Origin of the sequence: Alloacidobacterium dinghuense, from assembly GCF_014274465.1 — a bacterium.
Taxonomy (GTDB): Bacteria; Acidobacteriota; Terriglobia; order Terriglobales; family Acidobacteriaceae; genus Alloacidobacterium; species Alloacidobacterium dinghuense.
This window is the reverse complement of the sequence record NZ_CP060394.1, coordinates 1,652,602-1,678,882: the sequence shown is the minus strand read 5'-3', so window position 1 is coordinate 1,678,882 and position 26,281 is coordinate 1,652,602. Positions and strand designations below refer to the sequence as shown.

The following is a 26,281-nucleotide window of genomic DNA, read 5'->3' as shown; positions in this document are numbered from 1 at the left end:
GTTACCACAACTCAACTACACCGTATCCAGTGCAACGTCTATTATTTCGAACACATTCTACCTGTAATAGATGCGCAGCCAATTGAAATAATTTCAAAACTATCGATAGCGTCGATGCACTTTGAACATCAGGCTGAATACGCCTGATTCATCGCGCACAGCAAGTACGGAAATCGTCGGAGTCATATTGACTTCGGCTTGAATCAACTGCTGCGCCGTAGAGTTGATATTTGTTGCGTAAGTGAGCGTAGCGTTCTTTGATACCTGCTGCGCCACGGTGATGCGCGCGGTCGAGTTGCCGATGGAGCCTACCCAGGTGGGATCGATCTTCACGCTTCCGCCACCGAAGAGCTTCTGAATACGGTTGCTGAGGGTGGCATTGAGAGCGCCGCCCAGCAAAGCATCAGCCGCCGTATTCACGCCGGCCTGCTGCGACTGCACGGTGTAGATCTGCTGTTCTTCCTGCGTGCGCCCCATGGCGAGCAGAGAGAAGATGTCCTGCTGAGACAGAGGCGGCTCGGAGCGAAACGTCGGTGACAGATTGCTCGGCGTACCGTGCAATCCGATGGTGATGTCGTAGTCTTCGACGTGGGCCGTTGCATCGAGGTCAATGACCGGCTCGATGCGCACTGGATTGCTGAAGTAAATATCGCCGTGCTGCAACTGGTATTTTGTCCCGGCGAAAGTCGCGCTTCCTTCTGTGACATTGATGTGCCCCAGTACGGTAGGCTGCGCGACAGTGCCACGTACGCGCAGGTCGACATCGCCCGCCAGCTTCGCAAAGGAGTTCTGGAAATCAAGATCGGGCGAGGACATGACGTGAATGTCCAGTCGAACGCGATTGGAAAAGGCATTCGGGTCGGGAGGCGGCGCGATGTTGCTCGACGGCCCCGCAAAGCTGGCGAAGTCCAGATTGGGGCTGATGGTGAAACGTGTGAGGAGAACACTTCCGCCCAGGACGAGGCTGTCCTGCGTGCCCTGCAATCGCAGTTTCGTATTCACCATCGAACTGATGCCGGTTGGATAGCGAATGCGGATACCTGTGCCAGTCGCGGTCACATCGCAGTAAATGCCCTGTTGGTAGGTGACGTATCCGGTAACGCTCACCTGACCGCCGCCGGTTGTTCCCGTCAGACTCTTCACCTGCAAACGGTCCTGATCGAATTCCAAGGTCCCGTTCAACTGGCTCATGCCGTTGGGGAAGTCTTCGAAACTCATAGCAACGTTCGTCAGCTTCACCTGGCCTGTCAGGTCCGGGCGGTCGAGAGTGCCCGCCGCATTCATGTTGAAGGTGACCTGGCCAGACGAAGTCACGTTCGGGTTGATCGTCTGCAGAAGTTTCATATTGACGGAACCCTGCGCATCGACATTGATCAGATGATTCTCCCGAAAGAGACCCATCCGTCCCTGAGCGTGGAAATCCGTGTTTTCACCGATCATGTGCAGCGGATCGAGACGGAGGATACCATTGTTCAGCTGGGCATGCAGCGGTCCTTCACTCTTAAGCGGACGTCCGGCAATTGACAGCGACAACTGACTGATCTGCGCGTCTCCCTGCAACTGACGCAACTGGCGCAAGGGCCCCGAGACCGTCAGATCTCCGGCAATGGACGAGTGCCACGTGACACCCTCAACATGGAACATCTCCATGAAGGGATCGACATCGAGATTCGAAAGTGTGGCGTGTGCCTGTGATACGTAGTCACCTGAGATCGCCGTTTGTCCGGTCACCTGCAGCGCCGCGGAGGCCAGGCGTCCATTTGCCGTATACAGAAGATTACCGTGATCGGTATGCGCCTCCACATCGATGGAGCCGTTCTTTTCATTGCCGACGACGATTTTTGTGATGTGCGCATTCGCGTGAATCGTCGGTGATGCGATCGTGCCGGAACCGTCCGCCGAAAAGACCAGCACACCACTAACCGGATATTTCGCGTTCTTGAAATGTTCCGTGTGGCTCAGATCGAAGTCTTTACCTTCGGCCTGGAAGTGAAATTGTTTTGTGCGAATTCCGAAGCCGCCGCTTCCCGTAAGCTGCGCGCCATTTTGTAACAGTACGAGTTTCGATACGCCGATTTCTTCTCCGGCAAACTTAAGATCCGCATTGAGACTGCGATAGTGCTCGCCGTATGCGTCTCCACCCTGAATAGAGAGGTGACCGCCTCCATTCAGATTTTCGATCTCGCCGCCAGCGTGCGCATTCAGGTTGAAGGTACCGGTCACAGGAAGATTCTGTCCCGCAATGGCCAGCACTTCATCGAGCGCCGCGTCCTGCACCTTAATGTCTGCGTTGATCGCCGACTGATCGTCGAAAGCGTAGCGGCGCGGTGAGATGCTGTGCGCGTGTAACTGGCCTGACGCATGAATTGTGGTCTTGCCGCGCGTCAGCGTCACCTGCTGCACGGCAATCAGTTGATTTGAATACTCGGCATCTGCCTGCAGCGCATCCCAGTGGATCGTGCGCTCGGGAGCAGGAGCGGTCGCCGGAGACGGCGATGAAACGGGAGCAGGAGAAACCTCGGGCTGTGCGGGAGCGTTTGCTGGCGCAACCGCAGGGGCCGGCTGCGTAGTCCCAGCCGGCAACAGCAGATCGAAATTGCTTGCCGTGAGGTGTCCTTTCGCATCGGGATTCGAGAGATTTCCCGAGACGACTCCCTGGAACTGCGCCTGCCCCTGCAAGCGCAGCGGTAAAGCCTGCACGCCCTTCTTGCCTCCTGCGGATACGCCAAAAGCCGAGAGCGCCTGATCGAATTCGCCAAGGTTCGTCGTCTCCACGTTCACCTGCAAGGTAGATGGACGGCTGATGGGGTAAACACCCAATCCACCCGAGACCTGGAATTGCGTCGCGGGCGTCTGCGCCTGCAAGTGCTCGATCTGCACGGTGCCATTTCTCTGGAAATATGTTCCTTCCAGCGTGCCCGTCATGGGAACTTCACCGTCGGGCGTCTGCGCCGATGGCACAAACGTCACATTCGCTTTCGCTGTCAGGTCTGACGCATCACCAGTCCAGTCGACACTGCCATCTCCAGAGGTAACAGTATCGAAACCAAGCTCGTTATATTCTTTGGAAGCAACGAAAGCCATTGTCGTGCGCAGCGTTATTCCGTGCAGCTTTGCGCGAATCGTTCCGCGCATCACCGTCTCGGTGGGCGGTGTGCCGGGCTTCGCAAACATTGTGCCCAGCCAGTGCGCGACGCGCATCTCGGCATCGACGCTCCCGCCGCGTCTGATCCTTGCACGAACACCGCTGAAGACGAGGTCGTCTTCTGTTGCATGGAGCGCTGTGTCAACATCTACTCCAGTAATATGGACGTCATTGACGTGGTAGGCCGCGTCGGCAACCTTGGCTCGTCCATCGAGTACAAGTTGCGTCTGTGTGCCCTGCCCTTTCAGATCAACATCGACCATGCCGCGATCCACCCCGTCCACAGGTGCAAGCGCCATCACTTCCCTGACGTCCACCTTCCCCTGGGCCGTCAGAGTCCAGTGAGGATTGGCGAAGTCCTGAAGAGTAGCAGTTGCTTTCAACAGCGAGTCGCCAGTTTGCAACTGTAGCTGTGACACGTTCAGTGTGTTGCGGCCGATATCAGCCGAAACATCCAGCCTGGATGGAACGGGAGAGTATTTCCCTCTCTGCGCGGTGACGTCTGCAGCATGCAGCGTCGCGAGGTAGTGATCCTGTGGAGCCGAGTAGGTGACGACAACGCCAAGATCGTTTGCGGCAAGATCAAACGGCAACGCCCGTTGATTGATGAGAGCAACGCCATTCTTGATCTCTGTCCTGCCGACCTTGAGATCGAAGATCGTATCCTTCACAGACTTGTTGCTGGTCTGGGTCTTGGGCGTGGGCTGATTCGTGGACCCGTCCGGATAAATGATGAGATGAAAAACAGGACGATCGGCTTCCAGATAATTCAGGTCGATCTTCGGATGGATGAAGGAAAGAATCTTCACGCGGACGTAAATACGATCCACGTGCGCATACGGAACTTCGTTGGCTGCTTCCAGGCCGTGAATCGTCAGTCCATCCGCTTCAAATGCAAGGTTTCGCAAAGTCCAATGAAACGCGTCAAGCTCCACGCGTCCACCAGTCGCCTGCTCCAGCGTGGCAATGAGTTTCAGGCGGACCCGATTTGCAAAATCCGGAGTCGAGGCATACCAGGCAATTCCGGCAACCGCGAGCAGGATGACAACGACAACCCCCGCGAGAATATACAGGCCGATTCTTCGCTTTCGCGCGGGTGGAGGCGCGGCGACCGGAACATTTGAAGTCTGTGTACTCACGCTCCGCCTCCCTCATCCTCGTCCGCGTTGCTGCTCTGCCCATAGGCCGGATCCAGAATCTGCACGCTCCCTTGTTGGCGCAGGCTCTGCAGCCAATCACGCAGCAGGGAGTTTACCTGCTGTTGCAGCAATATTTCCTGGATGCGGGGCGTTACGCTCTCAAGCGTAGGCGGTTTCTCCTTCATCTTCTCAAAGGCAGGCACCACGGTTGCCTGGTAGTACTTCTGAATGTCCTGCCGGGAAATACGAATGCCCGTCCCGAACCGGATGTTGATGAACTTTAGAATCTCCAGTCGCTGTCGCCACCGCTCCTCAGCCTCCTGCTCGGTGATGCCGTTGGACTTAAGGAATTCGTTCCAACCCTCTTCAGTGGAGCAATGTATCTGCCGGCAGATGGGAATCTGCGCGCGCAATTCTGCAAGGCTCTTCTTCACCTCGTCGTCACTGACCCTGTAGTCGATCTGCTGCTGCGCTCTCATCTGCTCCAGAATCAGCGCGCGCCTGATCAGCCGTTGCGCGGCATTCACTTCAGTATTTTGACCGGGGGGGACGCTGAGGGGCTGAAGCACAGCAACGCGCATTTCTTCGCGCACATCGCTCTCAAGCAGCACATCTCCATTCACAATCGCGATCACACGATCCAGGATGATCGGTGTCTGGCTCGCTGGCTGTGCTTGCGGCCGAGCGTCTGAGGTCGGAGACGACTGAGCATGGCCATTGGCGCACAGGCAGAACAGAAGTGCGGCGAGCAATCCGGATCCTCTGCTGTGCCTGCCTCTTATCATCAGAATGCCTGCCCGATGCTGAAAAAGAAATTGAAGTGCCCGGCCTCGCCGACATGGGCCGGAATCGGGTTCGTCGGCGTGCTGGAATAATCAATGATGACAGGATAGATCGGCGGATTCAGGTTGTAGCTGAAATCCAGACGGATGGGCCCAACGGGAGTGTGATAGCGCAGGCCGATGCCGACTGCATGCGAGAAATAATTGAAGCTGCACAATCCCGCCGCGCTGATGGGAGACCCTGGATGCGGCACGGACTGCTCTTGTTCATTTAAGTTCCTGCAGCCATCTCGATTCGGTTGCCGGAAGCGAGTAAAGCTGGGCCAGATATCTCTGGCGTACTCAAAGACGTTACCCATGTCCTCGAACAAAACAAAGCCCAGACTGTTGCCGACATATGGGAGCATCGGATTCGGCATGCGCAGTTCTGTGTTGTTGATAAACGCCCCAGTGCCGCCAATGGGGAACCCCGTCAGCGAATCGCGCGGCCCGGCAGCGTTAATCCCGAAGCCGCGATGCGACTGAGCGCCGCCAGCGTAGAGACGCTCCGGAAGCGGAACCAGATTGTAGTCCGATCCGCCATACGAGTGCTCTGCGGCGATACGAGTGTTGCGCGCCACAACCCACGTATTCAGCTTGCCGAACTTGTAGTAGCTCGAATTGGTCCCATCGATGCGGTTGAAGTCAGCCTGCGAGGCAAAATGCGAATCCGCCCAGTTCTCTATGACCGTAGTGAAGGTTCCGCTGGTTGCATCGAGAGGAGTCGGCACGCGAGTGTCACGAATCCACGTAATTCCCGGTCCACCAACACGCACCGGCTCTGAGACCAGCGGAATCTCGTCCGGAGCCACCTGCACGCTGTTCGGGTCTACTTTCACGCGACGATAGCCAAATGAGTAGATCAGCGTATTCGGCTTGTTGACGCGATCGGTCAATCGGATCGTTCCCTCCAGCCGGGAAGAAGCATAGGTCGTCACGTCCTGCGCATTCGTGTAGCCGCCGGTGAGAATAAGGTTCAATTTAGGCTTGTCCAGAAAATGCGGATTGGAAAAACTCATCAATATGCGCTGTTCGAGCGTGCCAAGCGTTGTGTTGAGCGAGACGGACTTGTCCGTGCCGCGTATATTGATGCGGGAAATATTGAAGAGTACCGCGGGACTCACGCCCGTTTTTCCATTCGGACTGCACGTGTAGGTGGATGGATTGATGCCGAGCTGAATGAGCTGTTGCGGCGTGAGATTGGCGCAATTGCTTTGGGGATTGCCTGTCTGTGCCTGGAAACCGAATCCATAGCTGATATCCCAGCGACGCGCCTCGGTGAACTGCAGCAGCACGTTCTTGCGCAGTTCATCACCTAACGGGTTCTGTACCGCTGTATTGACCTGATTGAAGAGCGTCAGATCGTAGAGTTTGCGCTGTGTCTCCAACAGAGCCGTCTGGTTCAAAGGATCGCCCGGATGAATCAGCACACGGTCTTCCACGGTGCTGGGCCGCGTGTAGTGCAGACCGGAGATCAGCACGCGATTGACGAAAAACTGGTCACCCTCCGTCACGTTCATGGTCACATCGATCAGGTTCGGGTCCTTCGGCGATGGCCGCTGCAGCAGGTTAATCTGCGCATTGTCAAAACCGTGGCTAAGGTAAAAGGTCAGGATCGAATCACGATCCTGCGTGATATTGAGCGATGAGTACGGCTGGCCTGACTGGGTGTTGAGCAGCGGCGTTAAATCGGAGAGCTGAACCTTGCTCGCCCCATTGATGACGTATGCCCCGATACGCTGCTGCGCGCCTTCATCGATCGTGTAGTTCACGCTCAGTTGAGCGTCTTTTGTTTTCTTCCCTTTCGTGTTTACGTCAGCGTCTTTCACTTCCGGCGTTACTTTTACATTGCTGAAGCCGTTGCTCTGGTACAGAGCCGTGATCGCGTTCACATCGGCCTGCGCCAGTGCCTGGCTGTACATGCCGTGGCGATTCACAATGCTCGACTTCACAACACTCAACCGCGGCAGGATTGTATCGGTGCCAAAATACTTGTTTCCGTTGACCGTCACCGAAGCCACTTCATGCTTCATTCCGAGCGAAACAGTAAACGTAATGATGGAATGCTGCTTGTCTTTCAGCTGCTCGTCGTGCGTCACTTTTACATTGAAGTAACCCGCCCGCTGATAATAGTCGCGGATGCGCCGGTCGCCTTCATTCAGCAGGTCTTCGTCTACCGCGCCCTCCTCGTAGACGGGCACCAGGTTCCTAATCTTTCCCTTGCTGAGTGAAGCGCCCTCAACGAGTACCACGACGAGGGGGCCACGATCTGCCGAAAATCCATAGTCCAGGTGATTCACCGGCGGCTGGTAGGTGTGCGAATCCAGTTTGAGGGACGCTTCCAGCCGGTTTTGTTTCTGGTAGTTTTTCCGCAGGCGCGACAGCGCGTTGCTCACGGTATCGCGCGACACCTTCGAGTCTTCCTTCAGCTTGCCTTTTTTGCGGAAGCTGTCGATCGTCATTCCGCTGTCACCTTGTACCGCCACAGCACCTACGCGCGCCTGTTTGCCTTGGACAATCTCGAAAACGATATTCACCTGTGAATTTGCCGAGTCAACCGCTGTGCTGGCAAAAATTTTCGATTGGTAAAAGCCGTTTTCTTCGAGCGTCTCCTGAAGAAGCTTCTGCGCCTGCAGGAATTTGGCATCGTTAAAGACCGTTCCGGCATTCATGCGGGTCGAGCGCTCCAGCACGCCGGAAAGCCGCTCATTATTGATTCCGTTTACCGTTATGCGCCCAATAAACAGGTTCGGCACACCGCTGAAGATGATGGTGACGGCATCACCATGACGCAGCCCCTCGACCACAATGGTCTTGTAGAGGCCCGTTTCATAGAGACGGCGCAGGCTATCCCGCACCTTCAGCGGATCGAGCGGCTGATGCGGTTGCAACGCTAAACTCTCCGGCAGCGGGGCCAGCCTTTCAGGAGGAATGCCTTTAAACTGAACCGCTTCCACCTGCAAACCCGCCCAGCTGCGCAGCGTAATATCGCGCTGCGCCGCATCCCTTGCCGTCAAAGGCGGCTGTTGAGCACTTTGACAAAGGCTCCGGGAAGCGAAGAGCTGAAGACCTGCCAACACCATGAGGCTGAACCAGCGCAGCGCTTTTCGATAGATGCTCGTCGAGGATTTGCAGCGAAAATCCAATCAGCCCCTCTAAATCCACGAAAGAATGAGATGCAGACCCGCTCACTTCAAGAACCCTCCCATGTCCGCTGAAGGCTCCATCAATTCTCTATACTAATCAGGAATAGAAGATACAAGCAGATGCAGAATTTGCAGTTAACAGAGAGATACTCTCGTCAGATATTGTTTCCCGGAATAGGCGTCGAGGGACAACACAAGCTGGAGGCGGCTCACATTGCGATTGTAGGCTGCGGAGCCACCGGCGCCGCCACGGCCGGCCTTCTGGCGCGCGCCGGGGTAGGCACACTCACGATCATTGACCGCGACTACGTCGAGGCAAGCAATCTGCAGCGCCAGGTCCTCTTCGATGAGCAGGACGCCACGCTTGCCCTGCCCAAAGCGGAAGCCGCCCGTAGGAAAATCGCCCTGCTCAACAGTGAAATCAACGTACACGCCCAGATCGCCGACCTGGTTCCGGCGAATATCCACGAACTGATGCGCGGCGCTGACCTGATTCTCGACGCTACGGACAATTTCGAGACACGCTACCTGGTGAACGATTACGCAATCGAGCAGGGCAAGCCGTGGATCTACGCCGCCGCCATCGGCTCTTACGCTGTCACCATGAACATTCTGCCCGGCGAAACGGCCTGTCTCGCCTGCATCTTCCCTAAGCCGCCCGGCGGTATAGTTGAAACCTGCGACACGGCGGGCATCCTGAACTCCGCGGTGAACCTCGCAGCTTCGATTCAAGTAACGGAAGCGTTTAAGCTGCTCACCGGCGCGACAACGAAACTGCGCCGCAGTCTTCTGTCCTTCGATTTATGGACAAACGAGCGATCCGAGGTCAGCACATCGCGTTTCCGCTCCGATTGCGAAGTTTGCCAACAGCGTAATTTCGCTCATCTGCGGGGCGAAGGCCGTCCTCACATTACGCTCTGCGGGCGCAATTCGGTGCAAATCCACGAGCACTATCGGCCAGTTGATTTTGCTGAGATGGAAACGAAGCTTAAGCCTCACGGCGAGGTACGATCGAACAACCTCCTGCTCCGCTTCACGCGCGGCGACTACGTCATCACACTGTTTGCCGACGGGCGAGCGCTCATTCAGGGGACAACGGATGTTACCCAGGCCCGCAGTCTCTATGCGCGCTACATCGGCTCCTGACCAAAGTCCGCCAACCTTCGGATTGGCAACCATTTGCGCTGAACTGCCTTCCCATAAACAACTCGCAAAGACAGTTGGCTGATACCCCTTATGACCGTTGCCGTACAAACAAAGTTGAGCCGTGGATTGACGGGAGACGCAAAGCGTGGAATTTTCAAGACAGGTGAAGTGCGGATGAGTGTAGAACCGTCCCAACCAAAATTAGTGCAGCACATGCGCCGAAATCCCCCGATTGCCGGAGAGGCGGAGGCGATCGCCAAAGCGCAGCAGGGCGACGCGGCATCCTTCGAGATTCTCTATTCTCTCCACAAACGGAGGGTGTACTCTCTTTGCCTTCGCATGCTCGGTAACGTGGCTGAAGCCGAAGACCTGACGCAGGAAGCATTTCTCCAGCTCTATCGTAAAATTGGCACGTTTCGTGGTGATTCAGCCTTTTCTACCTGGTTGCATCGTCTGGCAGTAAACGTTGTGCTCATGCACCTGCGCAAGAAAGGACTTCCGCAGGTATCTCTTGAGGAAACGCTGGAACCTTCGCAGGACGACGGCCCTCGCAAAGATATCGGCGAGCGCGATCTGGTGCTTTCCGGCTCGATTGACCGCGTCGCCCTTGAGCGCGCGGTTGAAAACTTGCCTCCCGGCTATCGGCTCGTTTTCGTGCTGCACGACGTGGAAGGCTACGAACACAATGAAATTGCCGACATGCTCAGCTGTTCCATCGGCAATAGCAAATCGCAACTACATAAAGCGCGCATGAAGCTTCGTGACCTCCTGCGTTCCGGACAGCGGAAAGAGGAGTCGATTGCATGAGCGGCGCTCGCGACAGGCAAACTGGGAAATCAATGAATTGCGTGGAATTTCAGGAAAGACTGCCGGAGCTGTTTGAATCTGGCGCGAACGTCAGCGCTGACGAGCATGTTCTCGGCTGCGAAAATTGTGCCGCTCTTGTGCGTGATCTCGAATACATCGCATCGCAGGCCAAGCTGCTGCTCCCTATTCATGACCCGAGTCCCGGGGTCTGGAATAACATCCAGAACGCGATTCGCAGCGAGACGAACCACAAGGCTCCTGTACCTTCAGACAAACGGTCATAGCCCGCGGTGTAAAGCGTTCTTATAATGCAGAGAACGCATGAAGACAAATCCACAATTGCCAGCCTGCATCTCGCGTATTGTGCTCGTGGGATTTATGGGAGCCGGCAAGTCGACCGTCGGCGCACTTCTCGCGCAGCAGTTGCGGTGGCGATTTTTGGACACAGACACCGTGCTCGAGACGCGAGTTAGGGCGACGATAGCGGAAATTTTTGCCCAGCAGGGAGAAGCGTCCTTCCGCCAGCTTGAAAGTGAAGTCATCAGGGATCTTCTCAGCGAACATCATCTGGTGCTCGCTCTAGGTGGTGGAGCGGTTGAGACGGCAGCTACCCGCGAAGCTCTCCTCAATAGCCCCGAAACGTGCATCGTTTTTCTTGAAGCTACGCTGGAGATCATGATTTCGCGCTGCGAGCAGCAACCCGGAGCCGCACTTCGTCCCGTGCTGAATGACCGCGAGCGCCTGCGGAGCCGGTTCGAGGACCGCCTTCCCCATTACAGAAATGCGCATCTGGTAATACAGACCGCACAGCTTACGCCCGACGAAACGTCGCAGCAGATCCTGGCGGCGGTCAGCGCTTTCTTAAAGGAAAACACTCTGGCATGACCGATTCCCCGATCGCTGTTCGAGCAACGAACGGGACAGTGAAGCGACAGCGGTCCCTGCGCAGCGATATTGTCTTCACCTTCGCGCTTGCCATCGGTCTCTACCTGGCATGGGTGGTGCGCAACGTCTTGGTGTTACTCTACGTCAGCGCGCTCTTCGCAGTTGTGCTGTTGCCCGTCGTTCGCGGAATTATGAAGCTGCGCATCGGCAAGTGGCAGCCAGGTCGCGGTGTTGCAATCCTCATTCTTTTTCTCGCTGTCGTCAGCTTGGCAGCTCTCTTTTTCATCTTCGCTTTTCCGCCGGTTGTGCGCGACATCCGCGAATTCGTTAACGAGCTTCCGACACGCGGCCCCCAAGTCCTCTTACGCATACGCCGCATCCCCTTTCTGCAACATGTCGACGTGGCCGCGCTCAATGACAAATTGCAGGATTTTGCCGCCAACTTCGCCACATACCTGCTTTTGTCGATACGCAACTGGGCTAGCAAGCTCTTCGACATCATTACCGCCATCATTCTTACCGTTTATTTCATGCTCGAAGGCGAGGCGGCCTATCAGTGGGTTCTGAGCTTCTTCCCCGTCGATATGCGCCAGCGACTGGATGTGACTTTGGCGCGCGCGGAGATACGCATGGGCAAGTGGCTGCTCGGTCAGGCCTCGCTGATGCTGGTGCTCGGTTTGTCCAGCACCGTCCTCTTCCTGGCGCTGCATGTGCGGTACGCTTACGCTTTAGGGGTCCTGATGGGAGCCTTCAACATCATCCCTATCGCCGGAGCTGTCATCACCATTACCCTCGCCTTGCTCGTTGCCGCGATCGATTCCTGGGGGCGTGTGCTTGGCGTTGCTATTTTCTACGCCATCTATGCACAGGTTGAGACTTCGTTCCTGACCCCGCGCATCATGCGTCATAGTGTCGATCTGCCCGGTCTGGCGATCATCGTCGCTCTGCTGCTGGGCGCGGCCTTCGACGGCATTGTTGGCGCAATGGTCGCGGTTCCCACCGCTGTTCTCGTTGCGGTTCTGCTGGACGAGTACGCCGTCGTGCCCGAAGCAATCATCGCTGAGCACCATCCGGTCGAGACGACTTCACCCATAGTTTGAAAACTTTCTTCACCCGCGACCCCGCGTAAGCCACACTCGCTCGGCCGCTTGCTATCATGAAGGAGTGGCTCCCGGCGCACAATCCAATTTTTTGCGAGTAGCGCAATCATGACGCCAGCCGCACCCGCATCCCCGATCATCGCCCCTGTCGCTGAAGAACAGGTTGTCGCCCCCAGCGAGGCTCCCGCAAGAGAGCAGGCTCAGCCGCACCTGCGTGCCGGCGAAACCGCCTCGCGCATCGCCGACTACGCTGAATTATTCAAATTTCGCGTCACGGCACTGGTTGTGATGACCGCGTGGGCCGGCTTCTATCTCGGATCGATGCACAGCGGCATCAGCAGCATGCAGCCGGGGCTGGTCGCAGCCCTCGTCGGGATCGGACTTGTATCCGCCGGCTCCGCCGCATTAAATGAGGCTTTCGAACGCAAGCTCGACGCGAAGATGATTCGTACGGCGCAGCGTCCCATGGCGTCAGGCCGCATCAGCCTGCCGCATGGCGTGATGCTGGGCATGATCGCCGTCATCGCCGGCGCGCTCTGGCTTACCTACGAAACGAATCTCGTCACCGGAACGCTGACACTTATTACCGCTTTCAGCTACGTCGCAGTCTATACGCCGCTTAAACAGCGCACGACGCTCGCAACCTTCATCGGAGCCTTCCCCGGCGCCATGCCTCCACTGCTTGGCTGGACAGCCGCCCGTGGCGCCATCGAATGGCCTGCTGTTGCGCTCTTTGCGATTCTCTTCGTCTGGCAGTTTCCGCACTTCATGGCCATCTCGTGGCTCTACAAAGAAGACTACGGCCGCGCCGGAATTCGCATGCTGCCTGTAGTGCAGCCCGACGGATGGTCCACCGTGCTCGAAGCATTGACGTACGCCGTGCTCATGATTCCAGTGAGCCTGCTTCCTGTTTATCTGCATATAGCGGGCCGCGTTTACGGCGTTACTGCCCTGCTGCTCGGAATCGTCTACCTCGGATACACCATCCGTTTCGCCCGCATTACGCGCGCACGCAGCACGGTAGAGTCAAAAATGTACGCACGCGACCTGCTGAAGGTGAGCGTTATCTACCTTCCCGTGCTGCTTACGGTGCTGATGTTGAACGCCTTGGGAAAGTAAACAGGTAACGAGAGCTTTAACTTTAGAAAAAAAGGGCTCAAGCCCCTGAGGTAACAAATTCTAGAAGTAATTATGGCAACAACGACAGATTACGCAGTGACAGACACCAATCGAGCCAGTTCCGCTCCAGCGCCCATTGCCCTGAATGCTCTCTCGCATAACTACGGTTCGCGTCTTGCGCTCGACCATCTCACCTTCGACGTGCGCCCCGCTGAAATCTTCGGCCTGCTCGGCCCCAACGGCAGCGGCAAAACTACTCTGTTTCGCATTCTTTCGACCCTGATGGTGCCAACGGGTGGCAAAGCCCACATTCAGGGATTCGACGCAGCACGCGAGCCCAACAAAGTCCGTCAGCAGATCGGAATCGTCTTTCAGGCGCGCAGCCTGGACATCAAGCTCACCGTCGCTGAGAACCTGAAGCATCAGGGCCATTTGTATGGACTCACGGGCGCGCACCTCAAACGCCGCATCAGCGAGGTGCTCGCGCGCGTCGGCCTGCTTGACCGCGCAAAGGATTCCGTTGAAACGCTGTCCGGAGGCATGCAGCGCCGCGTCGAACTGGCCAAAGGACTCATCCACTCGCCATCGGTCCTGCTCCTCGACGAGCCCTCAACAGGGCTAGATCCCGGCGCGCGCCGCGATGTCTGGCAATACCTGCGCATGCTGCGCGACGAGGAAGGCGTAACCGTCCTCGTCACCACGCACCTGATGGAAGAAGCCGAGCACTGCGACCGCCTGGCCATTTTGAACGAAGGCAAACTCGTTGCACTCGGTTCGCCCTTCGATCTGAAATCCGAGATCGGCGGCGATGTCGTGACCTTTGAAACAGCCAGCGAAGCCGATGCCGAAGCCCTGGCGCAAAAGATTGCGAACCGCTTCATCATCTCCCCTGCCGTGCTCGGCACTACCGTCCGCCTTGAACGCGAGCAGGGTCACCGATTCGTCACCGATGTGGTTGAAGCCTTTCCCGGAATCGTCGAAGGCGTTTCTGTTGCAAAGCCCAGCCTCGAAGACGTCTTCATTCAACGAACCGGCCACCGCTTCTGGACCGAGTCTCCGGAAGATACAAGGGAGCGTGAATAACCATGGCCACGATCGCCACAACAGCTCCCGCACCCCGCATTCAGGCGGTAAGGAAGGTCGGCATCTGGACGCCTGCCTATACGCTCTGGCTGCGTGAGATCGTCCGCTTCTACCGCCAAAAAGCCCGCGTTGTCGGCGTGATCGCGTCGCCGCTGCTTTTCTGGTTTGTGCTCGGTTCCGGCTTTGCGCATAGCTTCCGCGGAGGAAGCGCAGGCTCCGATCAATACTTAGGATATTTTTTTCCCGGCGCTGTCGTCATGATCGTGCTCTTCACCGCGATCTTCAGCATGATGTCGCTCATCCAGGATCGCAACGAAGGCTTTCTGCTCTCGGTCCTCGCCGCACCCGTCAGTCGCTCGTCCATTGTTCTCGGGAAGGTTCTCGGCGGCGCAACGCTTGCTGCCATTCAGGGAATTGTCTTCCTCGTCTTCACGCCGCTGATCGGCGTGCATCCCGACCTGCAAGCCATCGCCATCAGCATCGCCACCATTATCATGATCAGCTTCGAGCTAACGGCTCTGGGCTTCGCCATCGCATGGCCCATGGATTCGCCACAGGCTTTCCACGCCATCGTGAACCTGATCCTGCTGCCGCTCTGGATGCTCTCCGGCGCGCTCTTCCCTGCCGGCGGAGCGTCCGGCTGGCTGCGGACGCTCATGCAGGCTAATCCCCTCACCTATGGTGTCGACGCGCTGCGCATCGCGCTTTTTCCAACGCAGCACACAGAGTTCTCACTCACCACCAACATGGCCGTAACAATCGGCTTCTGCCTGCTGACCTTCGCCGCGTCATGGGCCATCGTCAACCGTAGAACGAGCAAACCACCAGCCTGAGGAACGATGAACCAAATGCAAGCCGCCGAGACCACCAGCCGGGCACCCATCGCAACCATCATCGGAATCAGCGTCATCGCCACGCTCTTTCTGATCTGGCTGGTCTACGTGCATCCGGCATCACAGGAGTACGCTTCTCGCCTGCTCTTTCTGCCCGCGCTCAATGCCCTCTTCAATACCATGAGCGCCGTGGCGCTGGTTATCGGATTCTCTAATATTCGCAAGCGCAATATTGCGGCGCATCGCGCTTCGATGCTCACCGCGTTTGTCTTCTCGTCTTTATTTCTGGTCAGCTATATCACCAACCATGCTCTGCATGGAGAAATGATCTTCCCCGGTCACGGACCAATCCGTTTTGCCTATCTCGTTTTGCTTGCCAGCCATGTGCTGCTGTCAGTCGTAGCGTTGCCAATGATATTGATCACGTTTTTCTTTTCGTTGTCGGGAAGGTTTCCACAACATAAAAAGATCGCCCGCTACACCTACCCCATCTGGCTGTACGTCTCTGTCACCGGAGTCGTAGTCTATGCCATGCTGGCCGCATGGCGCTGAGGGAATACATGCCGCTCGTGACTGAACAATCGCCGGAGCATCAGCCGCTAACCCAAAGCGGGGAGCAGGTCGCCGTCCCACCGGAGCAGGGCGATGGCACGCGTCAACTCCTGCAATCCGGCATCGGGACACTTGCGGCAGGCATCCTGGCAGCAGCGCTGACGCAATTCGCTTTCGGTGGAATCGGCCCGCAAGGTCCGCACACAAATTCGGGCTGGCTTGCGCTCATTGTCGCCTTGATGTGCCTTCCTTTCGGCTTCCTGCTTTCGCTGCTTGGCATGGCAAAATGGTTCAGAATCAGAAGCCTCAAAGCTCATCAGGATCAGAAGAAATAAGTCCGGCTCGAGCCTTTGAGCCGCGCGCCTCTCACCCTGTAAACTGTACTTAAGATGATTCCTACACTTGAATGGACTGCGGATGGCGTCCGCTTTCTGGACCAGACGAAGCTTCCGCTTGAAGAGACCTATGTGCTTGCCACCAGCTACCGGCAGGTAGCTGACGTCATCACCACCATGGTAGTCCGCGGCGCGCCCGCCATTGGTGTTTCCGCGGCAATGGGCGTCGCATTGGGAGTGAAAGAGAGCAAAGCGACAAGCATCTCCGACCTGACCACAGAGTTTGGCGCCATTTGCAACACGCTCGCCGCCACGCGTCCTACGGCCGTGAACCTCTTCTGGGCCATCGCTCATATGCGTGATCTCTTCTCTGCGCTTGCCTCAAAGCCCGGAATCACTCGCGAAGGGATCGCCGACGCTCTCATCAAGGAAGCTCAGGTCATGTACGACGAAGACATCGCCGCGTGCAAAACCATGGGCGCAAACGGCGCCGAACTGCTTCCCGAAACCGGTGGGGTGCTCACCCACTGCAATGCCGGAGCGTTGGCCACCTGCGGCTACGGCACGGCTCTCGGTGTCATCCGCGCTGCCGTTGAACGCGGACGCGCTATCCACGTGTACGCCGACGAAACACGCCCATTCCTGCAGGGTGCTCGTCTTACAGCGTGGGAACTGATGCACGACGGCATTCCGACAACCGTTCTTTGCGACAACATGGCTGCCAGCCTCATGCGCCAGGGGAAAATCAAAGCTGTCGTCGTCGGCGCTGACCGCATCGCTGCCAACGGCGATGTAGCCAACAAGATCGGCACCTACAACGTAGCGATTCTGGCCAAGGAGCACGGCATTCCCTTTTACGTGGCCGCGCCCTGGTCCACCATCGACACAGCCACGCCAACAGGCGACGGCATTCCCATTGAACAGCGCCCGGAGCGCGAGGTCACGCACCATGCCGGCAAGCAGCTGACTCCGCACGGCGTTGGCATCGAAAACCCCGCCTTCGACGTAACCCCGGCAAAATACGTCACCGCCATCATTACAGAACGAGGCGTGCTGCGCGCACCCTACGCGGAATCTTTGGCTGAGCTGGAGGCAATTCCAACCGCCCGATAAGCAGGCTGATCCATCATGCGAGCCATTCGGGGTAGGCTCCGCCATATCAACGCAGAAAAGCCCGGGAACTGAACCCGGGCTTTTCAAGCTTGAAATCAGATAAGCTGCTCTTTACAGGGCCTCGGCCAGCACCGGATAGAGAAGGTATTGGTTCGTCTCGTAGAGAGACAGCAGACGCTTGGTCATCAGGTAATACGCCGCAGCCGCCTGATGAACATAAAACGGAATCCGTATCTGACCGCGGCGCATATGCGCGTTCCAACGAATTCTACGAACTGCCCGCTTCAACTGGACCGAGTCATGGCGAATGCGCTCCGCCACAATGATGGCCTGATCGTAATTCCAGTTGCGAACGTAGGCAGCCAGCGCAATCATTAAGTCTGCGTTGTGCTCCATCCGCCGCAAACCTTCCTTACCACCAACCAGCCCCCAGATTTCGTCGGGCTCTAGACGTAACTGATTCTTTTGCGGCTCCAGATGATCGAGCGCAACCATCTCAAGTCCCCGCATGTGCATGGGTTCAATCGATGTGACCAGCGATTGCCAGTCCTTGGCCAGCAGCTTTCGCGACCGTGCATGCGCATAAATGAGCGCAACGACCGCGACGAAACCAAACAGACCTAACGCGAGATATGCCATAGCAGTTTAATGTTTCTCGATACTGCTTACTTGTTTCAAATCAGACTGCAATTGTACATGAAGGCCGTCCAGATAGGCCTGCATTTCCGCAGACAGTGTACGACGAATCGGCTCCGGACGCCAGAGGGTTACTATCCAGTAAATAGTAACCGCTTGATATGCCAAAATTCTAATGCTATCTATCAGTCCTAAATAATGCCAATCCGGGCCGAAATGGCTGTAGATTCCTTCAGATACCAGGTCAGCGATCGCCCAGACAGCCCATCCTTGTCCAAGTCGCATAACGTGGCTGGTTCCCAGGAGACCCAGCCGCGTAGAGGCAAACAGCATGGATGCGAACAGTTCCAGGGTCAGCATGGCTGAAAAGAGCTGCCCTCTTTCCACCCAGACATCGAACGTGTTGTCAGAGATGGGATGGATAAAGTACGCAATCCCAGCCGCAACAGCGGCGCCCGCGAGGCCGCACAGTAGAAATGTGTACCCGGCATCGCGAATCCAGGTGCCGGTAGGCTTCAAAACGACGCGCGCAAGCTCAAAAATGATGCCCAGTTGGAGTGCAAGGTCAATAATGGAGGCCCAATAGTAAGCAATCCAATAATGATGGGTGTTGCCTTGCCTCCAAAGCAGAACCAGAACAATTGTGCGGAGCGCGTTGAACCCCATCAACGCAGTAAAAATCGGAAACGTCCTCCAGCGCTTACGCACAATCAGGACAAGCAGAACGCCAGCATGTTCAACAAAGCCAGCTGCCCAGAGGACCAGAGCTGCGAGGGGAAACTTCACAGCATGATCTTACTCCGCACTTTTGTAGTTATCAGATCAAAAGAATTTTATGCAGTCAGGTTGCTCTTCGGCGGACGTGGATCACTACCGGTAATCCCGGCGACGACTACGTTGCTCTTTGGCGGGCGCGGATCACTACCCGTAATTCCGGCAACGACTACTGAGCTTTTGGGCGGACGCGGATCACTACCCGTAATTCCGGCAACGACTACCGAGCTCTTTGGCGGGCGCGGATCACTGCCTGTAATTCCGGCAACGACAACCGAACTCTTCGGGGGACGCGGATCGCTGCCGGTGATTCCAGCTACGACTACCGAGCTCTTGGGCGGACGCGGATCGCTGCCCGTGATTCCAGCAACGACGACTGAACTCTTGGGGGGACGCGGGTCACTGCCGGTGATTCCAGCAACGACTACTGAACTCTTGGGCGGGCGTGGATCGCTGCCTGTGATTCCAGCGACGACTACTGAACTCTTGGGCGGGCGGGGATCACTGCCCGTGATTCCAGCAACGACTACTGAACTCTTCGGCGGACGCGGGTCGCTGCCGGTAATTCCGGCAACGACTACTGAACTATTGGGCGGGCGCGGGTCACTGCCCGTGATTCCAGCTACGACTACTGAACTCTTCGGGGGACGCGGGTCACTGCCGGTAATTCCGGCATGTGCATAAATTGTGGCTACGCTGAGAATCAAAGCAGAAAAAACACACAAAATGTTTTGTGCCCAAACTTTCATCCGAAACTCTCCTTTGGAATTGAGGGATACTAGGCAGATGCCTGACTTCTAGATGAGCCTATGCTCCCCGGCGACACTTGAACAGCCTAGCGGAGCATTCTCTATGCCAAAAAGGTAAATGATCGAAAAGCCTTTTGAAACAACAACTTGTTACCCATTTCAGTATTGACTTATAAGTGTTATTACTTCCGAAGTTACTTAGGGATGTAACTATATGATGTACCTAAGGTTATGCCTAATTCCCATTTCGGGAATTAGCTGATGGATATGTAAAAAGGAGTAATTTGGCATGTTTTCTGCACTGTGATAGCGGCAGAAACACCCCACCTCGTACCGGATAGCGAGACGAGGCATACAACCTATTCCCGTCGTCCGCGGTAGGATTTACCGACTAACATGCACTTTTGACACGCCGTCATACATGCCTTCCCCTATTTGTCACAGTCAGGCTTACTGAATCCATTGCGCATACGGATAGAGCAACAGGAAAAAAATCATCGCCAGAGCCATGACATCCGTGTAAAGAAGAAGCAGTACCCCGCCGTGATAAAAGCTCCAACGCAGCCGAAGACAGCGCGCCGTATCGTACGTTCCATAGAGAGCCACGAAGGCCGGGATCATGAGTTTCAACGAGGGATGTGTGTTGGGGAAGCCTGACAGCAGAAACGACATCACCAGACTTCCAAGGACTAGAATGGTTCCACGCGCCAGAGACCGCGCTCGAAGATTGAAGAATGCCGGAGGCATCGACCAAACAACCACTATGTCTACTTTATCGAACCTTGCTGCCTCGACGCCGGACAAACAGAAGGAAACGGAAAAACGTGAGCGTATTGTCAAACGAGTCGCTAGCGAGTTGCACGACGGATATTACGTCAATCTCGGCATCGGAATGCCCACGCTGGTCGCCAACCATGTTCCGCCCGGCGTCGAAGTCGTACTGCAGTCGGAAAACGGCATGCTCGGCGTCGGCCCATATCCTTTGGAAGGCACGGAAGATCCTGACCTGATCAATGCCGGAAAAGAAACCGTCTCGGAACTTCCCGGAACCTCGTACTTCTCCAGCGCCGATTCCTTTGCCATGATTCGCGGTGGCCACATCGATCTCAGCATCCTTGGCGCCATGGAAGTCGATCAGGAAGGCAACCTCGCCAACTGGATGATCCCCGGCAAAATGGTCAAGGGCATGGGCGGCGCAATGGATCTGGTCGCAAGCGCCCGCCGCGTCATTGTTGCCATGGAACACACTACCAAAGACGGCAAGCCCAAGATCCTCAACCGCTGCACGCTGCCCATCACTGGATTGAAGGTGGTCAACATCATCGCTACGGAGATGGCCTGGATCAACGTAACGCCCGAGGGTCTGGTGCTCGAAGAGATCGCCCCCGGCCTCACCGTCGACGACGTTCAGCGCGCCACGGAAGCAACATTGAGGGTCAGCACACAATTGAAGGAAATGTCTGCCTGAAGCGTAGCTGCAATTCTCCTATATGCCCCAGTTGAGACCCAGATCTACTGTATCCCTTATCCTCTCTGCAATCATTGCAGGCGGCTCAGCGTGGCTTGCCTTCGGCTCCGGGGGAATCTTTTGCGAGCGGCTGCCGTCCATGACGATTTGCGCAATGTTGTCGGCATTTGTCATTGCCCTGTCCTTCCGGCAAGTAGCCAAAGCCGCAGGAAAAACAGAAAAATGGGTGCTGGCCATAGCCATTTTCATCGCAGGTGCAACCGTTTTTGCCGATGCCCGCTTCGTTCTCAAATATCGCGCCCTCTGCTCGCAGTTGCAGGAGCAGATCCGGCAAATGAGTACACCGCAAAACTAAAAAAACGTTAAGCGGTATTCCGCAACCCCGCCAAAACATCGCTGCTGAGGAGTCTGATTTTCTCAAGCCCGGCGAAGAGTTCTGCGCTCGATCTTCTTTTCGCGGCTGTCGGCCTCGAGAATGCGTTTCACGTAGATTCCGGGAGTGACAACATGATCAGGATCAATCTCACCAGGCTCGACAAGGTGCTCCACTTCGGCGATGGTGATCTTCGCCGCCGTCGCCATCATGGGATTGAAATTCCGTGCGGTCTTGCGATACACAAGATTTCCTGACGTATCGCCCTTCCAGGCTCTCACCAGCGCAAAATCGGCGCGCAGCCAGCGTTCGAGGATATACGGCTTGCCATCAAAATTCCGTGCTTCTTTCCCTTCTGCCACCAGCGTTCCAACTCCCGCTGGAGTAAAGAACGCCGGAATACCGGCGCCGCCTGCGCGAATGCGTTCTGAGAGCGTTCCTTGCGGGATGAGTGTTAGGTCCAGTTCGCCCTTGAGCACCTTGTCTTCCAGCAGCTTGTTCTCGCCCACATAGCTGCCGGTGTGCGACGTGATCATGCCCGACTCCAGCATCTTTCCCATGCCGTAGCCGTCCACTCCCATGTTGTTGCTGATGGTGCGCAATCCCTTCACTCCGAGGCGCACCAGCGCTTCAATCAAACCTTCGGGAATGCCGCATAGTCCGAAGCCGCCAATCATGATCGTCGCGCCCTCGAAAATATCCCGCACCGCCTCGTCTGCGCTCGCAACAACTTTTTTCAATACGTACCTGCTCTTTCTACGCTCCGTTTGACGCGGAGCACTCAGCAGAATACTGGACGCGCGACGCTCCCGACAAACGCAGTTTGACGTCAACCAGCCCGCTAGGCGGATGCAGCGAACGCACATCTTCCCCTTCACAGTTCGAGACAGATGTGCTGTAGCATGTCAGCGTATTGCGAAACCGGAGGAAACAAGCATGCTAAAGGGATTTCGTGACTTTGTTCTGCGTGGAAATGTTATAGATCTGGCAGTAGCAGTCGTCATCGGTGCGGCCTTTACCGGCATCGTCAACTCACTGGTAAAGGACATCATCAACCCTCTGATCGCCGCAATCTTCAAGAAGCCCGATTTCTCTTATCTTGTGCTCGAAGTCAACGGTGGAAAGATCACCTACGGCAATTTCCTCAACCAACTCATTTCCTTCATGCTCATCGCCGCTTCGGTTTATTTCATCTTCGTATTGCCGATTAACAAGCTCATGGCACGCTTCTTCCCTGCGAAGGCCGAGCCGCCCAAAACGCATCCGTGCCCGCAATGCCTCAGCGATATTCCACTCGATGCAAAGCGTTGCTCTCACTGCACGCAACTCGTCGCTTAAATATCCGTCTTCTCTTGCAGGAGGAGCGGCAGTACCCGCAAACGAGTACGTTTAGGATCAATCGTAAGCAACGCTCCGGCTTCCAACTCAGATTGCATCTGACGAAATGCGCGAACTACGCTATCAGCGATGGCCTCGGGGCGAAGGTCGTCGCCTCGAATTTGAACGACGCTCGGTTTGCTTCCGTGTGTCACTGCCAGAATGGCGCTGAAGTCGAGATCGTGCGTGAGGATAACGAAATCATTTGCAACTGCGTAAGTCATGATCTCCGTGTCTCTCGCAGTTGCTTGACCTTTTTCCGACCAATGGCAACCTTCAAATCCCGAAGCTTGCAACAACAGAACCCATCGTGGTGACAAGTTCATGTCGATGAGAACTTTCATGCGCTCGCCAGTGTAACCTCACGCTCTTCGGCAAGCCACGCCGCATAGCGAAGTGCCTGGAGAATGTCTTCCCTCTCGATATACGGGTAGTCAGCGAGGATTTCTTCGATGCTACGGCCCTCACCGATCTGGCCCACGATCATGCCTACAGTTACCCGCATGCCCCGAATACATGCTTTGCCACCCATCACTTCAGGGTGCTGCGTAATGCGATTTAAAAGGTCCACATGCCCTCCGCAGCTCAGCCTGCGTCAACAGCCTTGACTTAAGCGTACCTCATTCGAGGTATGCGCATGTAACCCACTTCAGTCCCTTCTCAGGTTTTTGCGACTTCGTAACACGCTCGGCATCATTTGCCATTACAGTGAAGGCTATTCCCTGTTAATCAAAGGAGAAATCAGTAATGCCGCTCCCTACAGATGAAAAAGAACTAGCTCTCGGCAGAGCTTTGTTGAAGGCATTTGATACCGTCGGTGGAGGCCCCCACGCGGGCTATCGCGCCGCTCACGCGAAAGGCCTGCTCCTCACCGGGACTTTCGTGCCCACTGCGGAAGCGGCCTCGTTAAGCAAAGCGCCGCACATCACACGCAGTTCCACTCCTGTATCGGTGCGTTTTTCCGATTTTGCCGGCATTCCCAATGTCCCTGATAACCATCCGGAAGGAGCCAGCCCTCGCGGCTTTGCCCTTCGCTTCCATCTTGCCGAGCACTCGCACACCGACATCGTCGCCCACTCCGCAAATGCCTTCCCGAGCCGCACTGCCGAGGAGTTCCTCGGATTTTTACACGCCGTGATCGCCAGCGGGCCCGATGTTCCGCACCCGAGTCCGATTGAGCAGTTTCTTGGCTCGCATCCCGCAGCACTCGCCTTCGTACAAATGCCCAAGCCCTTTCCCACAAGCTTCGCCCGGGAGCACTTCTTCGCCATCAGCGCATTCAAATTCATCAACGCAGAAGGGAGTGAACGCCATGGCCGCTACCGCATTGTTCCCGATCTCGGAACAGAATACCTCGACGCAGACGCGGCCGCAGCGAAAGGCCCGAATTATCTCTTCGATGAACTAAAGGAAAGAATCGCAGCCGGTCCGGTCAAATTCCACATCTTCGTCCAACTCGGAGAGAAAGGCGACGTGACCGATGACGCAACGGTTCAGTGGCCGGAAGACCGCAAGCAGATGAAGTTGGGTGAAATCACGCTGACTGCAGTGGCGCCAGACAACGAAGCCGAGCAGCGCCACCTCATCTTCGACCCTCGGCCAGGCGTAGACGGCCTCGACACCGCGGGCGATCCCTTATTCGAGCCGCGAGCAACGATCTATCTCATGAGCGGCCGCCGACGTCGCGCAGGTGGCCAAGGCGGTTAATCCGATTCGCGCAGCGGTTTCGATAGCAAAAAGAACCCGAGATAGGGTGAGAGGAGAAGCGCTTTATGAGCAAAGATGCAAATCTCGCGACATTGGGCAGATTCGCCGAAGCGGTGAACACAGGAAACTTTGACCTGTTCAAAGAAACTGTTGCAGCCGAATGCGTGGATCATGATCCCGCTCCAGGGCAGGTGGCTGGCCCAGATGGTTATAGGATGTTCTTTTCTCAAATGCGTACAGCGTTCCCGGATCTCAAGGTTGCCTTGGAAGGGTTGGTTGCGGATGACGAGTCAATCGCTATTGCCTATACTTTGACCGGCACGCATCAGGGACCCCTTGGCGAAATTACGCCAACTGGAAGGCAAATCAAGATAAGAGGTGTGCAGCTCGCCAAATTCAAAGATGGCAAGATGGTCGAGCGTTGGGGAAGCTCGGATCAGCTTGGCATGTTCACTCAGCTCGGCGTGACACAACTACCTCAGAGCTAATCCACTCAATCAGAGGTTGCAGCGCAGTCCTCGAATATCCCTGCGTACATTTTGATTCTAGATTGCGATGGCTTAGTCCAGTTCGCGCAGCGCCTGCGACCGCACGAAGAACCCGAGATAGCACACCATTGCCAGGCCCGTCAGGATGGCGATGGCGTGCTCGGTCGGCATAAACCGCGACATCTCGCCGATCACAAGACATCCCAAAGGCGGCAGCCCAAGAAAGCTTGTCGCATAGATGCTCATCACGCGTCCGCGCATCTCATCGCTTGAAAGCTGCTGCATGGTCACGTTTACCGTCGATAGGCTGATGATCATGCCAAAGCCCTCACAAAACGACATTGCCGCAGACAAAGCAAAAATGCGCGAATAGCAGAAGACGATCACGGCGGTCATCACAAACAACCCAAAAAAAACAATCACGCGACCGCGCCAGCGAATCCTTGGGAACGAAGCAATCACAGCCGCCGCCAGCAGAGCGCCAATGCCCGAGCACGCCATCAGGAATCCAAGACCGCGTTCGCCAACCTTAAGCACGTCTTTCGCGAAATACGGGATGAACGTGATGAATGGAAGCAGCAACAGGCTCGCGCTGGCAATCAGCATCACAATCGCCCGCATCTGCGGCGACCGGTTGACATAAACCAGACCATCGCGCAGGCTTTGCACCACGCTCGTATGCCGCTCCTGCTTTTCCACCGGATACCGCATGCGATGCAGCGGCCAGAGTACCGCGAGAAAGCTAAGGCCATTGAGGAAAAAGTTCCCCGCCATGCCGAACCAGGCCATCGAGTAGCCGCCCAGCGTCGGGCCGATAATGCGCGACATGTTGAATTGGGCGGAATTCAGCGCAATGGCATTCTGCAGATCCTCTGGTGGAACCAGCCGCGGCACCATCGCCTGATACGCGGGCGCTCCCACCGCGTTCGACACGCCAACCAGGAAGGCGATCAACGCTAGTTGGTCGATGGTGACGACTTTGAAATAAGTCAGCGCCGCAAGGACAAACGCAAGAACCATCTGCCCCGTCTGCGCGGCGATCAGCAAATGCCGTTTGCTCACGCGGTCCGCAATCACACCGCCAAGCAAGGTAAAGAGCAGGAACGGAAACGAAGCAGCAAACCCCACCATGCCAAGCCAGAACGATGAGTTCGACAGCTCCAGCACCAGCCAGCCCTGCGCCACATTCTGCATCCAGGTGCCCACATTTGAGACCAGGCAGCCACTCCAGAACAGCCGATAGTCCTCATTCCGCAGGGCGCGCACAATCGGGGGCCACCGCTTGCCGGCCACCGGCAGATCCAGCGCAATATCGGCCTTCAGCTCGGGCTCAAGCTCGGCCTGGATAGTCTCTTCAGCCAAGACTCCGCTCGCTTTCCAACCGTCTACATCGTGATTTCAGCATCGGCATAGGTCTCTCTTAGATTGCAGCAAATCCCGGCGGGAATTTGTCATAACTTGTAAAAAGTTGTCAGGAAGTGTTTG

General features: G+C 56.2%; 27 protein-coding genes. 16 read left to right on the top strand and 11 right to left on the bottom strand.

Annotation, left to right across the window (positions count from 1 at the left end; genetic code table 11):
* Window positions 1-99: 99 nt before the first annotated feature.
* The 3 genes from H7849_RS06710 to H7849_RS06700 are packed head-to-tail and all read right to left on the bottom strand — an operon-like array spanning window position 100 to window position 8,122.
* Window positions 100-4,284, bottom strand: a complete 4,185-nt coding sequence (locus H7849_RS06710) for a translocation/assembly module TamB domain-containing protein (protein WP_186745164.1) — start codon at window positions 4,282-4,284, stop codon at window positions 100-102.
* A complete protein-coding gene (locus tag H7849_RS06705) occupies window positions 4,281-5,036 on the bottom strand; it encodes a peptidylprolyl isomerase (protein WP_186745162.1) in 756 nt (251 codons plus the stop codon). The genes H7849_RS06710 and H7849_RS06705 overlap by 4 nt, the downstream gene beginning before the upstream one ends.
* A 32-nt stretch (window positions 5,037-5,068) precedes the next feature.
* Window positions 5,069-8,122, bottom strand: coding sequence for a POTRA domain-containing protein (locus tag H7849_RS06700; RefSeq protein WP_186745160.1), 3,054 nt, complete (start codon window positions 8,120-8,122; stop codon window positions 5,069-5,071).
* A gap of 249 nt (window positions 8,123-8,371) precedes the next feature.
* On the opposite strand from H7849_RS06700, the gene H7849_RS06695 reads away from it, so the two are divergent.
* From H7849_RS06695 to mtnA, 11 genes are all read left to right on the top strand, one after another.
* Window positions 8,372-9,397 carry a ThiF family adenylyltransferase gene (locus H7849_RS06695; RefSeq protein ID WP_186745158.1) on the top strand — a complete coding sequence of 342 codons (1,026 nt, stop codon included), beginning with the start codon at window positions 8,372-8,374 and terminating at the stop codon, window positions 9,395-9,397.
* 213 nt (window positions 9,398-9,610) lie between these two features.
* Complete coding sequence (locus H7849_RS06690; RefSeq protein WP_186745156.1) at window positions 9,611-10,204, top strand: RNA polymerase sigma factor; 594 nt, start codon at window positions 9,611-9,613, stop codon at window positions 10,202-10,204.
* Window positions 10,201-10,488, top strand: a complete 288-nt coding sequence (locus H7849_RS06685) for a hypothetical protein (protein ID WP_251106660.1) — start codon at window positions 10,201-10,203, stop codon at window positions 10,486-10,488. Before H7849_RS06690 ends, H7849_RS06685 begins: the two co-directional genes overlap by 4 nt.
* Before the next feature lie 37 nt (window positions 10,489-10,525).
* Window positions 10,526-11,089, top strand: a complete 564-nt coding sequence (locus H7849_RS06680; RefSeq protein ID WP_186745155.1) for a shikimate kinase — start codon at window positions 10,526-10,528, stop codon at window positions 11,087-11,089.
* Entirely contained in the window at window positions 11,086-12,189 is a 1,104-nt protein-coding gene (locus H7849_RS06675; protein WP_186745154.1) for an AI-2E family transporter, read from the top strand. The genes H7849_RS06680 and H7849_RS06675 overlap by 4 nt, the downstream gene beginning before the upstream one ends.
* Before the next feature lie 108 nt (window positions 12,190-12,297).
* Window positions 12,298-13,308 carry a heme o synthase gene (gene cyoE, locus H7849_RS06670; protein WP_186745153.1) on the top strand — a complete coding sequence of 337 codons (1,011 nt, stop codon included), beginning with the start codon at window positions 12,298-12,300 and terminating at the stop codon, window positions 13,306-13,308.
* Between the two features lie 72 nt (window positions 13,309-13,380).
* Window positions 13,381-14,391 carry an ABC transporter ATP-binding protein gene (locus H7849_RS06665; RefSeq protein WP_186745152.1) on the top strand — a complete coding sequence of 337 codons (1,011 nt, stop codon included), beginning with the start codon at window positions 13,381-13,383 and terminating at the stop codon, window positions 14,389-14,391.
* A gap of 2 nt (window positions 14,392-14,393) precedes the next feature.
* Complete coding sequence (locus H7849_RS06660) at window positions 14,394-15,224, top strand: ABC transporter permease (RefSeq protein WP_186745151.1); 831 nt, start codon at window positions 14,394-14,396, stop codon at window positions 15,222-15,224.
* A 6-nt stretch (window positions 15,225-15,230) separates the two neighbouring features.
* Complete coding sequence (locus tag H7849_RS06655; RefSeq protein ID WP_251106659.1) at window positions 15,231-15,776, top strand: DUF420 domain-containing protein; 546 nt, start codon at window positions 15,231-15,233, stop codon at window positions 15,774-15,776.
* Complete coding sequence (locus H7849_RS06650; RefSeq protein WP_251106658.1) at window positions 15,767-16,111, top strand: hypothetical protein; 345 nt, start codon at window positions 15,767-15,769, stop codon at window positions 16,109-16,111. The genes H7849_RS06655 and H7849_RS06650 overlap by 10 nt, the downstream gene beginning before the upstream one ends.
* Window positions 16,112-16,165: 54 nt before the next feature.
* Window positions 16,166-17,224 carry an S-methyl-5-thioribose-1-phosphate isomerase gene (mtnA, locus tag H7849_RS06645; RefSeq protein ID WP_186745150.1) on the top strand — a complete coding sequence of 353 codons (1,059 nt, stop codon included), beginning with the start codon at window positions 16,166-16,168 and terminating at the stop codon, window positions 17,222-17,224.
* Window positions 17,225-17,335: 111 nt separating this feature from the next.
* Here mtnA and H7849_RS06640 read toward each other — a convergent pair whose 3' ends face one another.
* The 4 genes from H7849_RS06640 to H7849_RS06625 all read right to left on the bottom strand — a co-directional run bounded on the left by H7849_RS06640 (window position 17,336) and on the right by H7849_RS06625 (window position 20,055).
* Window positions 17,336-17,863, bottom strand: coding sequence for a hypothetical protein (locus tag H7849_RS06640; protein WP_251106657.1), 528 nt, complete (start codon window positions 17,861-17,863; stop codon window positions 17,336-17,338).
* A gap of 6 nt (window positions 17,864-17,869) precedes the next feature.
* Window positions 17,870-18,646 (bottom strand): hypothetical protein, encoded by a 777-nt coding sequence (locus H7849_RS06635; protein ID WP_186745149.1) that lies wholly within the window; start codon window positions 18,644-18,646, stop codon window positions 17,870-17,872.
* 47 nt (window positions 18,647-18,693) lie between these two features.
* The gene (locus H7849_RS06630; RefSeq protein WP_186745148.1) at window positions 18,694-19,383 is read right to left on the bottom strand and encodes a hypothetical protein; all 690 of its coding nucleotides are present in this window, start codon (window positions 19,381-19,383) and stop codon (window positions 18,694-18,696) included.
* Window positions 19,384-19,833: 450 nt separating this feature from the next.
* The gene (locus H7849_RS06625) at window positions 19,834-20,055 is read right to left on the bottom strand and encodes a permease (protein ID WP_251106656.1); all 222 of its coding nucleotides are present in this window, start codon (window positions 20,053-20,055) and stop codon (window positions 19,834-19,836) included.
* A 91-nt stretch (window positions 20,056-20,146) separates the two neighbouring features.
* Here H7849_RS06625 and H7849_RS06620 point away from each other — a divergent pair, with 91 nt between their 5' ends.
* A complete protein-coding gene (locus H7849_RS06620) occupies window positions 20,147-20,851 on the top strand; it encodes a CoA transferase subunit B (RefSeq protein ID WP_186745146.1) in 705 nt (234 codons plus the stop codon).
* Window positions 20,852-20,990: 139 nt separating this feature from the next.
* Window positions 20,991-21,206: a hypothetical protein gene (locus H7849_RS06615; RefSeq protein ID WP_186745145.1), complete on the top strand. Its 216-nt coding sequence runs from the start codon at window positions 20,991-20,993 to the stop codon at window positions 21,204-21,206.
* Between the two features lie 62 nt (window positions 21,207-21,268).
* Here the strand turns inward: H7849_RS06615 and H7849_RS06610 are convergent, their stop codons facing one another.
* Window positions 21,269-21,964 carry a CoA transferase subunit A gene (locus H7849_RS06610; protein ID WP_186745144.1) on the bottom strand — a complete coding sequence of 232 codons (696 nt, stop codon included), beginning with the start codon at window positions 21,962-21,964 and terminating at the stop codon, window positions 21,269-21,271.
* Window positions 21,965-22,160: 196 nt separating this feature from the next.
* Here H7849_RS06610 and mscL point away from each other — a divergent pair, with 196 nt between their 5' ends.
* The gene (gene mscL / locus H7849_RS06605) at window positions 22,161-22,562 is read left to right on the top strand and encodes a large conductance mechanosensitive channel protein MscL (protein ID WP_186745143.1); all 402 of its coding nucleotides are present in this window, start codon (window positions 22,161-22,163) and stop codon (window positions 22,560-22,562) included.
* On the opposite strand, the gene H7849_RS06600 is transcribed toward mscL, so the two are convergent.
* Together H7849_RS06600 and H7849_RS06595 are read right to left on the bottom strand one after the other, a co-directional pair.
* Complete coding sequence (locus tag H7849_RS06600; protein WP_251106792.1) at window positions 22,559-22,927, bottom strand: DUF5615 family PIN-like protein; 369 nt, start codon at window positions 22,925-22,927, stop codon at window positions 22,559-22,561. The genes mscL and H7849_RS06600 overlap by 4 nt on opposite strands.
* Window positions 22,928-22,941: 14 nt before the next feature.
* Window positions 22,942-23,172 carry a DUF433 domain-containing protein gene (locus tag H7849_RS06595; protein WP_186745141.1) on the bottom strand — a complete coding sequence of 77 codons (231 nt, stop codon included), beginning with the start codon at window positions 23,170-23,172 and terminating at the stop codon, window positions 22,942-22,944.
* Between the two features lie 176 nt (window positions 23,173-23,348).
* Between H7849_RS06595 and H7849_RS06590 the strand changes: the two genes are divergently transcribed.
* Together H7849_RS06590 and H7849_RS06585 are read left to right on the top strand one after the other, a co-directional pair.
* Window positions 23,349-24,308: a catalase family peroxidase gene (locus H7849_RS06590; protein WP_186745140.1), complete on the top strand. Its 960-nt coding sequence runs from the start codon at window positions 23,349-23,351 to the stop codon at window positions 24,306-24,308.
* Window positions 24,309-24,373: 65 nt separating this feature from the next.
* Window positions 24,374-24,796, top strand: coding sequence for an ester cyclase (locus H7849_RS06585; RefSeq protein ID WP_186745139.1), 423 nt, complete (start codon window positions 24,374-24,376; stop codon window positions 24,794-24,796).
* 72 nt (window positions 24,797-24,868) lie between these two features.
* Here the strand turns inward: H7849_RS06585 and H7849_RS06580 are convergent, their stop codons facing one another.
* Complete coding sequence (locus H7849_RS06580) at window positions 24,869-26,158, bottom strand: MFS transporter (protein WP_186745138.1); 1,290 nt, start codon at window positions 26,156-26,158, stop codon at window positions 24,869-24,871.
* Window positions 26,159-26,281 lie beyond the last annotated feature (123 nt).

Excerpts from the sequence above, each read along its gene's own strand:
- H7849_RS06695 (WP_186745158.1), top strand. The coding sequence starts at position 8,372 with ATGCAGAATTTGCAGTTAACAGAGAGATACTCTCGTCAGATATTGTTT.
- H7849_RS06690 (WP_186745156.1), top strand. The coding sequence starts at position 9,611 with ATGCGCCGAAATCCCCCGATTGCCGGAGAGGCGGAGGCGATCGCCAAA.
- H7849_RS06685 (WP_251106660.1), top strand. The coding sequence starts at position 10,201 with ATGAGCGGCGCTCGCGACAGGCAAACTGGGAAATCAATGAATTGCGTG.
- H7849_RS06680 (WP_186745155.1), top strand. The coding sequence starts at position 10,526 with ATGAAGACAAATCCACAATTGCCAGCCTGCATCTCGCGTATTGTGCTC.
- H7849_RS06675 (WP_186745154.1), top strand. The coding sequence starts at position 11,086 with ATGACCGATTCCCCGATCGCTGTTCGAGCAACGAACGGGACAGTGAAG.
- cyoE (WP_186745153.1), top strand. The coding sequence starts at position 12,298 with ATGACGCCAGCCGCACCCGCATCCCCGATCATCGCCCCTGTCGCTGAA.
- H7849_RS06665 (WP_186745152.1), top strand. The coding sequence starts at position 13,381 with ATGGCAACAACGACAGATTACGCAGTGACAGACACCAATCGAGCCAGT.
- H7849_RS06660 (WP_186745151.1), top strand. The coding sequence starts at position 14,394 with ATGGCCACGATCGCCACAACAGCTCCCGCACCCCGCATTCAGGCGGTA.
- H7849_RS06655 (WP_251106659.1), top strand. The coding sequence starts at position 15,231 with ATGAACCAAATGCAAGCCGCCGAGACCACCAGCCGGGCACCCATCGCA.
- H7849_RS06650 (WP_251106658.1), top strand. The coding sequence starts at position 15,767 with ATGGCGCTGAGGGAATACATGCCGCTCGTGACTGAACAATCGCCGGAG.
- mtnA (WP_186745150.1), top strand. The coding sequence starts at position 16,166 with ATGATTCCTACACTTGAATGGACTGCGGATGGCGTCCGCTTTCTGGAC.
- H7849_RS06640 (WP_251106657.1), bottom strand. The coding sequence starts at position 17,863 with ATGGCATATCTCGCGTTAGGTCTGTTTGGTTTCGTCGCGGTCGTTGCG.
- H7849_RS06630 (WP_186745148.1), bottom strand. The coding sequence starts at position 19,383 with ATGAAAGTTTGGGCACAAAACATTTTGTGTGTTTTTTCTGCTTTGATT.
- H7849_RS06625 (WP_251106656.1), bottom strand. The coding sequence starts at position 20,055 with ATGTCGTTTCTGCTGTCAGGCTTCCCCAACACACATCCCTCGTTGAAA.
- H7849_RS06620 (WP_186745146.1), top strand. The coding sequence starts at position 20,147 with ATGTCTACTTTATCGAACCTTGCTGCCTCGACGCCGGACAAACAGAAG.
- H7849_RS06615 (WP_186745145.1), top strand. The coding sequence starts at position 20,991 with ATGACGATTTGCGCAATGTTGTCGGCATTTGTCATTGCCCTGTCCTTC.
- mscL (WP_186745143.1), top strand. The coding sequence starts at position 22,161 with ATGCTAAAGGGATTTCGTGACTTTGTTCTGCGTGGAAATGTTATAGAT.
- H7849_RS06600 (WP_251106792.1), bottom strand. The coding sequence starts at position 22,927 with ATGAACTTGTCACCACGATGGGTTCTGTTGTTGCAAGCTTCGGGATTT.
- H7849_RS06590 (WP_186745140.1), top strand. The coding sequence starts at position 23,349 with ATGCCGCTCCCTACAGATGAAAAAGAACTAGCTCTCGGCAGAGCTTTG.
- H7849_RS06585 (WP_186745139.1), top strand. The coding sequence starts at position 24,374 with ATGAGCAAAGATGCAAATCTCGCGACATTGGGCAGATTCGCCGAAGCG.